Annotated in this window: 9 protein-coding genes; 4 read left to right on the top strand and 5 right to left on the bottom strand. The window is 60.9% G+C overall.

From position 1 onward, the window contains the following. Positions 1–48: 48 nt before the first annotated feature. A complete protein-coding gene (gene ompR / locus ACE3O2_RS10885; RefSeq protein ID WP_374337407.1) occupies positions 49–780 on the bottom strand; it encodes a two-component system response regulator OmpR in 732 nt (243 codons plus the stop codon). Positions 781–968: 188 nt separating this feature from the next. Between ompR and ACE3O2_RS10890 the strand changes: the two genes are divergently transcribed. Continuing rightward, positions 969–1,475, top strand: coding sequence for a hypothetical protein (locus tag ACE3O2_RS10890; protein ID WP_374337409.1), 507 nt, complete (start codon positions 969–971; stop codon positions 1,473–1,475). Between the two features lie 66 nt (positions 1,476–1,541). Here the strand turns inward: ACE3O2_RS10890 and glnA are convergent, their stop codons facing one another. Then, positions 1,542–2,951, bottom strand: a complete 1,410-nt coding sequence (glnA, locus tag ACE3O2_RS10895) for a glutamate--ammonia ligase (RefSeq protein ID WP_168878072.1) — start codon at positions 2,949–2,951, stop codon at positions 1,542–1,544. 269 nt (positions 2,952–3,220) lie between these two features. Between glnA and ACE3O2_RS10900 the strand changes: the two genes are divergently transcribed. Genes ACE3O2_RS10900 through mtgA form a run of 3 tightly spaced genes read left to right on the top strand, consistent with a single transcriptional unit; the run spans position 3,221 to position 5,261 of the window. Further along, the gene (locus ACE3O2_RS10900; RefSeq protein ID WP_168878073.1) at positions 3,221–3,673 is read left to right on the top strand and encodes a rhodanese-like domain-containing protein; all 453 of its coding nucleotides are present in this window, start codon (positions 3,221–3,223) and stop codon (positions 3,671–3,673) included. Positions 3,674–3,675: 2 nt separating this feature from the next. Then, positions 3,676–4,512: a shikimate dehydrogenase gene (gene aroE / locus ACE3O2_RS10905; protein WP_374337411.1), complete on the top strand. Its 837-nt coding sequence runs from the start codon at positions 3,676–3,678 to the stop codon at positions 4,510–4,512. Then, positions 4,512–5,261, top strand: a complete 750-nt coding sequence (gene mtgA, locus ACE3O2_RS10910) for a monofunctional biosynthetic peptidoglycan transglycosylase (protein WP_168878074.1) — start codon at positions 4,512–4,514, stop codon at positions 5,259–5,261. The genes aroE and mtgA overlap by 1 nt, the downstream gene beginning before the upstream one ends. Before the next feature lie 46 nt (positions 5,262–5,307). Here the strand turns inward: mtgA and ACE3O2_RS10915 are convergent, their stop codons facing one another. Genes ACE3O2_RS10915 through ACE3O2_RS10925 form a run of 3 tightly spaced genes read right to left on the bottom strand, consistent with a single transcriptional unit; the run spans position 5,308 to position 10,727 of the window. Then, positions 5,308–5,643 carry a YnfA family protein gene (locus tag ACE3O2_RS10915; protein WP_374337413.1) on the bottom strand — a complete coding sequence of 112 codons (336 nt, stop codon included), beginning with the start codon at positions 5,641–5,643 and terminating at the stop codon, positions 5,308–5,310. A 33-nt stretch (positions 5,644–5,676) separates the two neighbouring features. Beyond that, positions 5,677–6,573: a sterol desaturase family protein gene (locus ACE3O2_RS10920; RefSeq protein ID WP_374337415.1), complete on the bottom strand. Its 897-nt coding sequence runs from the start codon at positions 6,571–6,573 to the stop codon at positions 5,677–5,679. 29 nt (positions 6,574–6,602) lie between these two features. Beyond that, positions 6,603–10,727, bottom strand: coding sequence for an amino acid adenylation domain-containing protein (locus tag ACE3O2_RS10925; protein WP_374337417.1), 4,125 nt, complete (start codon positions 10,725–10,727; stop codon positions 6,603–6,605). Positions 10,728–10,965 lie beyond the last annotated feature (238 nt).

A 10,965-nucleotide genomic window follows, 5' to 3' on the forward strand; every position in this document is an offset into this window, starting at 1 on the left:
GGGGGCTGGGGCATTCAAGCCCGTCTGTACATCGAAGGGCAGCCGCCTTCAAGGTGTGGTAGTCGCACCATCTGGAACAAACACATAGCCGAAGCCCCACACGGTCTGGATAAAGCCCGGCTGCGACGGGTCGGCCTCAATCAGTTTGCGCAAGCGTGATATCTGCACATCGACACTGCGATCAAACGCTTCAAATTCCCGGCCACGCGACAACTCCAGCAAGCGCTCACGCGACAGCGGGTGACGCGGATGCATGGCCAACACCTTGAGCAGGCTAAACTCAGCCTGCGACAAGGGGACTTCAACCTCGCCACGAAACAGCTTGCGTTGCCCCGCATCCAGCCGGTAATCGGCAAAGACATAGACCTCTTCCGGATCCAGCGCCGCCGCCAGCGCGGGCACCTCCCCCTGACGCCGCAGCACCGCCTGGATGCGTGCCAGCAATTCTCGCGGATTGAACGGTTTGGGCAGGTAGTCATCCGCCCCCATCTCCAGTCCGATGATGCGGTCCACGTCGTCACCACGGGCGGTCAACATGATGATGGGCAAATTGTCGTTGCGCGCACGAATCTTGCGGCACACCGACAAACCATCTTCACCCGGTAACATCAAGTCCAGGATCAACAGATGCGGGCGTCGCTGCTGCAGCCGTTTTTCCAGCTGGCTGGCGTCTGCATAGACGTCAACGTCAAAGCCCTGCTCGGTGAGGTAGCGGGTCAACAGCTCGCGAATGCGGGCATCGTCATCAATCAGCAGCAGGCGTCGGGATGGGCTTGTCATGCCTTGTACTGTAGGGGAGCCGGCTGCGTTCTGCCAAGCCCCTGTTGCACCACAAGCGTAAAAAGCCTGTGGTAAACAGCGGTCAGGTTACAGCTTTTTACACGGTTCCCACAGCGCGACACAATGCAGATACACTCCTGCATCATACTGCCTTCATCCCGTTTTCCGCCTTGCACCCGAGCCTGATCATGCGCGCCCACCCCTTGCTTGCCATGCTGCTATTGCTTGCCTCTCTTGGCAGCACGGCGCATGCAGAAACGCCGGATCAGGGCAGCAATCTGCCGCCCAAGCTGGCTGAGCGCTGGCAACTGCGCGAGAAGCGCCTGCAGCAAGCGCTGGAAAACGGCGACATCACTCCTGAGGCCGCCGCGCGGCTACGGGAACGCTGGGCACGGCAGGCGGCCACCATTGAAAAAGCCCGTGGCCAGCTGCTTGACGGCAAGTCACCGGGGAGCAAACCCGGCAAACCCCAGCCAGAGAGCCTGCAGCCGCAACCGGAAACCCCGGCGCTGGATAACCTGCCGGCCCGCAAGGCCCTGCGCGAAGCCCGCAAAGCAAAGGAAGCACAAAAGACAGAAGCGGATGCAGAAGGACAACGAGGCCGCGAGGGCGGTGGCCGGCGCGGGCGCGATGGCGGTGGCTCCGACCGCGGGGGTCGTGATGGGGGAGGGCACGGCGGCAAAGGCAAAGGCTGAGCCGTCGGCAGCAAACAAAACGCCCCGGCGCAAACCGGGGCGTTTTGTCATCCTGTAACCGCGTACTTACAGGCTGTAGTACATCTGGAATTCCACCGGGTGGGTGGTCATCCGGGTCTTGTTCACTTCTTCCATCTTCAGCTCAATGTAAGCGTCGATGAAGTCGTTGCTGAACACACCGCCACGGGTCAGGAACTCGCGGTCAGCATCCAGCGCGGCCAGTGCTTCTTCCAGGCTGGCGCACACGGTCGGGATCAGCTTGTCTTCTTCCGGCGGCAGGTCGTACAGGTTCTTGTCTGCCGGATCGCCCGGGTGAATCTTGTTCTGGATACCGTCCAGACCCGCCATCATCAGTGCGGCAAAGCACAGGTACGGGTTGGCCAGCGGATCCGGGAAGCGGGTCTCGATACGGCGCGCCTTGTCGGAAGCCACGTGCGGAATACGGATGGAGGCCGAACGGTTCTTGGCCGAGTAAGCCAGCTTCACCGGTGCTTCGTAATGCGGCACCAGGCGCTTGTAGGAGTTGGTACCCGGGTTGGTGATGGCATTCAGGGCCTTAGCGTGCTTGATGATACCGCCGATGTAGTACAGGGCCATCTCGGACAGACCGGCGTAGCCATTACCGGCAAACAGGTTCTTGCCATCCTTCCAGATGGACTGGTGCACGTGCATGCCCGAACCATTGTCACCCACGATCGGCTTCGGCATGAAGGTGGCCGTCTTGCCGTACTGGTGCGCCACGTTGTGCACCACGTACTTCAGTACCTGAGTCCAGTCGGCACGTTCCACCAGGGTGGAGAACTTGGTGCCGATTTCGCACTGACCGGCGTTGGCCACTTCATGGTGGAACACTTCCACCGGAATGCCCAGCTCTTCCAGAATCAGCACCATTTGCGCACGGATGTCGTGCAGGGCATCCACCGGCGGTACCGGGAAGTAGCCGCCCTTCACGCCCGGACGGTGGCCCATATTGCCACCCTCGTACTTCTTGGCAGAAGACCAGGAGGCCTCTTCCGATTCGATCTCGACAAAGCAGCCGGACATGTCCACGTTCCAGCGCACGCTGTCGAAAATGAAGAATTCAGGTTCCGGGCCAAAGTAGGCGGTATCACCAATGCCGGAGGCCTTCAGGTAGGCTTCAGCACGCTTGGCGATGGAGCGCGGGTCACGGTCATAACCCTTGCCGTCGGCCGGTTCGATCACGTCGCAGGTCAGGAACACGGTCGGTTCGTCGAAGAACGGGTCCAGCTTGGCGGTATTCGGGTCCGGCAGCAGCAGCATGTCGGAAGCCTGAATGCCCTTCCAGCCACCAATCGAAGAACCATCAAACGCGTGTCCGCGCTCGAACCACTCGTCGTCCACCACGTGGGACGGCACGGTCACGTGCTGTTCTTTACCCTTGGTATCGGTAAAACGCAGGTCGACGAATTTGACGTCGTTTTCCTTGATCAGCTTCAGTACATCGGCGATGGCCATTGCAGTCTCCTGATGGATGTCTTTTGGTTGAATGCCTCATGCGCCTTTTTTCAGGGCGCCGGGTAACGGCAGACTATGTAGCATGAAGCATGCCAGCCTTTTTTCACCATCCGGGTGCGTTCCAGCCAGCACAACCTCCACGAACCGCACCATGATAGTGCAACCCTCTTGAAAATGCACAACCATGGTGCGCCATGCAAGTCGGCTGCTGCCATCTGGCACTCATGCGATAATGTGCGCCTGTTTGATGACTCAAGGATGACTGACCGATGAGCGAAGCCAACGACATCCTGTTGCGCGCCAAATCGCGCGGCGCACAGCTGGGCCTGCCTTATGCAGGCGCCCTGCAGCCGGACGAAGCCCATGCCCTGCTGCAACACAATCCCCACATCAAACTGGTCGATGTCCGCTCTGCCGCCGAATGGGCGTTGGTCGGCCGCGTGCCGGGTGCCATCGAAATCGAATTCAAAACCTGGCCGGGCATGCAGCCCAACCCCAACTTTCTGGCCCAGCTGAAGGCTCAGGTCGATCCCGAATCAGTGGTGCTGTTTCTGTGCCGCACCGGCGCCCGCTCACATGATGCCGCCGCGCAAGCCCAGCAGGCTGGCTACAGCGCCAGCTACAACGTGCTGGAAGGCTTCGAGGGCGACAAGGACGGCAACGGTCACCGGGGGAACGTCTCCGGCTGGAAGGCCCGCAAACTACCATGGATGCAGGGGTAAGCATGATGGACCGCTACGCGGTAATCGGCAATCCGATTGCCCACAGCAAATCGCCGCGCATTCACGCTGCCTTTGCAGCGGCCGAACAGCAGGCACTCCACTACGAGGCCCTGCTTGCCCCGCTGGATGGCTTTGTGGTGACGGTTGACACCTTCCGCCAGCAAGACGGGCGTGGTCTGAATGTCACCGTACCGTTCAAGCTGGAAGCATTTGACTACGCCCGCCAGCACGGCACGCTGACAGCCCGTGCTGAGCTAGCAGGCGCCGTCAACACCTTGCGTTTCGACGGCGTGCAGGTGCTGGGGGACAACACCGATGGTGTCGGCCTGGTGCATGACCTGCAACACAACCTGGCCTGTCCGCTCAGTGGCAAACGCGTGTTGCTGCTCGGCGCAGGTGGTGCTGCTCGGGGCGCCCTGCTCCCGCTATGGCAGGCCCAGCCCTCTGCACTGTGGATTGCCAACCGTACTGCCGACAAAGCGGTGCAGCTGGCCCGATTGCTGAATCAGCCCGCCGTTGAGGGATGTGGCTATCCAGATCTCGATGGTCAGCGTTTTGATGTGGTCATCAATGCCTCGTCCAGCAGTCTGGGCGCAGAAACCCTGCCCTTGCCAGCCGGGCTGTTTGCCCCGGATGCACTGGCCTATGACATGATGTACGCTGACACCCCGACCGCCTTTCTGCAACAAGCGCGCAGTCTGGGGGCCAGCCGTATTGCCGATGGCCTCGGCATGCTGCTGGAACAGGCGGCTGAAGCCTTTCTGCTGTGGCGGGGCGTACGGCCTGATACGGCACCGGTCCGCAGCCTGCTGCGACCCACCCCTCTGTGGATGAACTGATGGAACAGACGCTCAATACCGCGCCCTTGCCCCCCGCCACCCCGCCCCGCAAACGTGGCTTCTGGTTCTGGACGAAGCGTATCCTGTGGTGGGGCTTTCTGCTGGCCATCGTGTACAACCTGTGGATTTTTCTGCACATCTGGTGGTGGGTAGACCACAATCCGGACAATACTGCCTTCATGCGCGAGCAGCTAGCCGAGATCCGTGAAGACAACCCCAACGCCGAGCTGCAGCATGAATGGGTTCCTTACGAGAAAATCTCCCGCAACCTGAAAGCCGCGCTGATTGCCTCGGAAGACGCCAAGTTTGCCGACCATAATGGCTTCGACATTGAAGGCATCAAGCTGGCCTTCCAGAAAAACCTCAAGCAAGGCAAGATCGTGGCGGGCGGCTCCACCATCAGCCAGCAGCTGGCGAAGAACCTGTTCCTGTCCTCCAAGCGCACCCCTTGGCGCAAGGCGGAAGAAGCCTTGATCACCGTGATGTTGGAACAGATGATGAGCAAGGAACGGATCTTCGAGATCTACCTGAACAGCATCGAGTGGGGGGAAGGGGTGTTTGGAGCGGAGGCCGCCGCCAGGCACTACTATGGCCGCAGCGCCAGCAGCCTGAGTGCAGGCCAGGCCGCCAAACTGGCGGCCATGGTTCCCAACCCGCGTTACTTTGACAAAAACCGGCGCGACCGCAAGCTGCTGCGCAAGACCGGCATCATCCTGCGGCGCATGGGATCATCCGAGCTCCCCGATTAAGCGGCCTGCGGTGTGCGTCGATGCGACGCCACCGCAGTGCACGGGCTCAGCGAGCCGTCGCCGGTTGCAGCACAATCACCGCCATGCCCAGCAGGGCAATGCCTGCCCCCAGCCAGTCCCACCGCGTTAATGGTACTTGCTCCACCCAGCGTAACCACAGCAACGCCACCATGATGTACATGCCGCCATACGGCGCATAGGTCCGCCCCGCTGCCGTCGGGTGCCAGGTCAGTAGCCAGGCGAACAGCGACAGCGAGAGCGCCGCCGGTAACAGTAACCAGATGCTCCGCCCCTGCCGTAACACCAGCCACGGCAAATAGCAGCCTACCACCTCTGCCAGGGCCGTTACGGCAAACAGGGCTGCGGCTTTCAGCAAAACCATGCCGCACAACCCGTCCGGAATGGCCGCCGCAACCTACCGGCCTGCCATGGTGGGTGCTGCCGGATCTGAGTCGTCAGCCACCTCTACCGCCGGGGCAACAGGCTCGGGCAATGCGGCAGGGGTAACCGGATGCAGCCACGGCAAGAAGACCTGCTGCCAGGCCCAGCGCGGCTGATCATCGCCATCCACCCCCGTCTCCGGCCATTCATCCTGCTCAGGCATGCGCAAGGTACCGAACAGCCAGTCATAGAAGGGGAAGAACTGGGCATAGTTCCGGTTGTGGTACGCCACCGAGCGGCCATGATGGATGCGATGCATCTGTGGCCCCACCAATACGGCGGTCAGCCAGCCCATCGACCAGCGCAGTTGCGCATGAGTAAAGAAAAACCAGACCCAGAACAGGATAATGGCCCCAAAGTAAGGCAGCATGCCGCCGCCCAAGATCAGGTAGGTGGGGAAGTGGGCCAGTACCATACCCACCACCCCCGCGCCCAGACTATGCCGGACCGAGGTAGAGGCATCCATATTGTTATCATTGTGATGTACCCGGTGCAACACCCAGAGCGGGGCAAACTCATGCTGCGCCCGGTGCGCCCAGTAGTGGAAAAAGTCGTACACCGCGGTATACAGCAAGGTGGCCCACAGCACATTCTGCCAGCTGCCGGGATGACCTGGCGTCCAGCCCGGCAACAGCCGTCCGATCAGGCCATGTTCGGGCATGGCGGCTTCCACCCGGTCCAGAGCCAATCCCACCACAGCGAGGCCGATCATGTTCAGCGCAAAAACCAGCAGGTTATAGCCACGGTGCAGGAGGCCACGCAATGGTGCCCCTTCCAGCAACATGAACAGGGCGACAACCAGCGCCGTCCACTTCACGGCCCCACCCGTACCCAGCAGTACATCCTTGATCCAGTCCCAGACCTGTTGCATGCCCGCTCCTTCGTTACCCCCTGCGGGGCTCAATTCACTTCACTGGTATGCTGTTGCAACTGTTGTGGCTGGCTCACGCCGCCTTGGGCGAGCCGTGACCACTCTTGCAGCAGCACAACGGTGACACGTCGCACTTCGGCGCTTTCCAGCATGTCCCAATGGTCGCCATGCACCAGCTTCACACGCCCGTCCTGAGCAGCGACCCGCTCAAGCCAGTACTGGCGCGCCTCATGCAGCTCAGGACGAGACTTGCCCCCCATCGCCTGCACCAAGACCACCCGCACAGGGCAGGCAGGCGCAACATAGTCGCGCATGGTCAGCAAATGATGGTTATAGATGCGGAAGTACTGTTCGATCTGCTGATCATCAATCCCAGGATACATGCCATTGAATTTGACCAGCTTGCTGCGGAAGACTTCCAGACTCACGGTTTCTACGGCAGCGCGGTCCTCCGCCTGCGCCAGCCCCTGGGTATCCAGCAGCAACACCGTCACATCGCGCTTACCGGTTTGGGCCAGCTGGCACGCCATCTGATAGGCAATCAGGCCGCCATAGGACAGGCCCGTCAGGATCAAAGGCTGATCCGTCAGCCCCCCCAGCATCTCCAGATAGGTGTCCGCCATGGCTTCAACGGTGGGCAAGAAAGCCCCTCCCACTTCTACGCCAGGGGACTGTATGCCATAGACGCCGTACGATTCCGGCAAGGCCTTGGCCAGAGACAGATAACAGAACGCCGTGCCGCCTGCCGGATGAATGCAAACCAGCTTGGGTCCTGCAGCGCCAGTCCGGAACGTAATCAGGCTGCTGGCGGCAACGGCGGTCTCTGCCGCCCGCAGCCGCCCGCCTTGCGCCTCAATGGTCGGGTGCAACAGGATATCTCGCAGCGGCAGGCTCTTGCCGAACCGGGCCTCGATGGCATGCGACAGCTTGATGGCGGACACCGAAGTGCCGCCAATATCAAAGAAATTGTCGCGGATGCCAATATGGGGCTGCAGCAGCAGCGACCGCCAGATTTCGTACAAACCAAACTCCACATGGTCACGCGGGCTGGCCAGGTTGACTTGCTTGCTGGCCGAGGCTTTGATCAGCGCCAGCACCTTCGCCCGGTCCAGCTTGCCATTACTGCTCATGGGCAGTTCCGCCACCGTCGCCATCAGACTGGGCACCATATGCGCGGGTACACGCTGGGCCAGGCGGCTACGCCACTCCACCGGCGAGTGGCTACCTGCTTCGCCCTGGGCCACGATTGCCGCCAGCAACTGGACTTCACCCGCAGCATCCTGCTCGGTCAGCACCACCGCCTCCCGCACTAATGGATCGGCCCGCAGTGCAGCCTCAACCTCACCCAGCTCGATGCGGTAGCCGCGCACCTTGACCTGATTGTCCTGCCGCCCGAGAAACTCGATATGACCATCTGGCAGGTAGCGCGCGTAATCGCCCGTTCGGTACATGCGGGCACCGGCTTCGCCAGCAAAGGGGTCCTTCACAAATGCCGCCGCCGTTTGTACTTCATCCCCCAGATACCCCAGCGCCAGTCCGCGTCCCGCGATATGAATTTCTCCTGCAACGCCAACGGGCACCGGGTTTTGCCAGGCATCGAGCAAATAGACTTGGGTATTGTCCAGTGGGCGCCCAATCGGGCAGCGTCGATCCAGCGCCTGCACGGGGTGATAGGCACAGCTGTAAACGGTGGTCTCGGTCGGACCATAGCCATTCAGGATCTGCAAACCCGGCAACGCCTGCTGCATCCGGTACAATCCCACTTCGGAAAGCGGCTCCACCCCAACCAGCAACTGGCTGAGAGACAGGCCCTGCAGGCGTGCCTCGGGGGCCTCCATGATCCAGCGTACGAATGCCGGTGGCAAATAGGCTTGCTGTATCCGTTGCAGCCGCATCCAGTCCAGCAGCAGTGCCGGATCCGTGCGCACCGCTTCCGGCACCAGATGCAGGCAGCCTCCGCTCATGAGGGGCAGCATGATTTCATGCACCGACACATCAAAGCCAATGCTGGACCATAATGACCCTGCCAGCCCCGGCGGGCTCCCAATACGGCGTAGCCAATGGTCCAGCAGGTTGACCACTGCCCGATGAGGCACCACCACACCTTTCGGTCGTCCAGTTGAACCCGAAGTGTAGATGACGTACGCAGGCTGCTCGGGTTGCACAGGGTCACCAAGCGCATGCTCGCAGGGCGTGGTGGCCAGCAGCTCAGGTAACAACGTCCCACCCAAGGCAGGCCCTTGTTCCTCCTGCAAGACAAGTGCGGGCTGGGCATCGTCCCGCAAAAGTTCAAGCCGCTCCAGCGGCAAGCTCGGGTCCATTGGCAGATAAGCCGCGCCGGCCTTCAGTACCCCTAATATGCCGATCAGCAGGTCTGGGCTACGCTCAAGACAGAGTCCGACCCACTGGCCCGCCTTGATACCTCGAGCCCTCAGGGCATGGGCAAGCCGGTTGGCCTGGCGGTCTAGCGTGGCATAATCCAGCGTCCCGTGCGCTGAGGATACCGCGAGCTGTGCCGGATATTGTCTGGCCACGGCCTCAAACCGTGACACCAGATCCGCTGCACCCGACAACGGTTGCTGTGTTGCGTTCCACTCGTGCAACTGGCGATGCTGCTCAGCCTCGCTCAGTACCTGCAGGTAGGCAAGTGGCCGTTGCGGCGTCTGTACCACCGCTTGCAGCACATTAAAGAAGTGCTGCCCCATGCGGGCTATGGTCGCGGCTTCAAACAGGTCACTGTCGTATTCCCAATGCACCCGTAGCCCATCCGCTCTCGTCATAACCTCCAGCGAAAGATCGAATTTGGCGCTGGCCGTCCCCGCCCGTATGGGTGTGAATTGCAGCTCTGTCATTTCAGCCGCGCTGCCGGGCATGTTCTGCATGGCCAGCATCACCTGTACCAAGGGTGCATAGCTGGTATGGCGCTCAGGCTTCAACGCTTCGACCAGTCGGTCAAATGGCAACTCCTGGTGTGCATAAGCCGCCAATACCTGCGCCCTCGTTTGCTCCAGCAAATGCATGAAACCCCGCTCAGGCTCAATGCGGTTACGCATGACCAGCGGGTTGATGAAATGGCCAATCAGCGGCTCCAGCTCCTGCTTGTCGCGGCTGGCAAACGGGGTGCCGATGCATAAATCAGTCTGTGCACTATAGCGCCATAGCAGCACGGAGAACGCGGCCATCATGACCGTAAACAGCGTGGTGTTTGCCTGCCTGGCCAATTGCTGTAGCGCCGGTAACAAAGCGGGATCGGCATCCAGCGTCAGGCTACCGCCCCGGAAGCGTTGTACTGGCGGGCGTGGGTAATCCGTCGGCAGTGGTAAGAGCGCCGGTGCATCGTGCAGCAAGTCCATCCAGTAATGCAGCAAGGCTTGTAGCGTCTCCCCCTGCAGCATCTGATCCTGCTGCCGGGCATGGTCAGCATACTGAATGGGTAGCGCAGGCAAGGAGGGTAGCTGGTCTTGCCGGAAAGCCGCATAGCTCAGCATTAGCTCATCAAGCAGGATACCCATGGACCAGCCATCCGCCGCAATGTGATGCACATTGAGTAGCCAGACGTGGTCATCTGCAGCAAAGCAGTGCAGGCTGCTACGAAATACCGGGCCTTGTGCCAGGTCGAACCCGGTCAGCGCATCCTGCTCTGCCAGCCGTTGTGCCTCCTGCTCCCGGTGCGCCACGGCTAGTGTTGCACCGTCCACAACAGTCAGTAACTCCGCAGGACATGCCTGGACCTGCTGCTGTGGCTCTCCGCTGGGCGCGAGCTGAAACACACTGCGTAAAATAGTGTGCCGCTGCACAACATGGCGGACAGCGCGGGCCAAAGCCGCCCTGTCCAGCGGCCCCTTCAGCCGAAAAGCCAGCGGGTTGTTGTAGACGGGATTGCCCGGTGCCAATTGATCCAGCACCCACAACTGACGTTGCGCAGCCGACAAGGGCGCGACAAGCAACTCGGAGGAACCCGTCTTATCGCGTACACCGGTCTGCAGATACGCCAGCAAGTCCGCCTTGTGTTGCTTAAGCTCTGCCAGCAGGTCGGCGCTTAATGCACCCTTCGGGGCTTTCAGGCGCAGATTGCCATCTATCACCTCGACCCGCCCACCCTGCTGCTGCACACACGTCAACAGTGCCTGCAAGCCCTCTACCGTAGCCCCCATTGCCCCAATCCCCTGTCCTCATCCCGATCTGCAGTAACCGTGACTCTGGCTTTGTGATGTTGTTATTTAGCCAAGCTAAAATCTTGGGAAGCGTATAGAGAATTACAGAGAGATGCAAGGGTGTGCTGTGAGAGAGCCCCAAAGCGAGAAGCCCCTGCAGCTGTCTGCAGGGGCTTCAAATGGGAGCCTGGCGGTGACCTACTTTCACAAGCGATCTGCTCACTATCATCGGCGCAAC

This window comes from Leeia sp., assembly GCF_041909055.1.
GTDB lineage: Bacteria > Pseudomonadota > Gammaproteobacteria > Burkholderiales > Leeiaceae > Leeia > Leeia aquatica.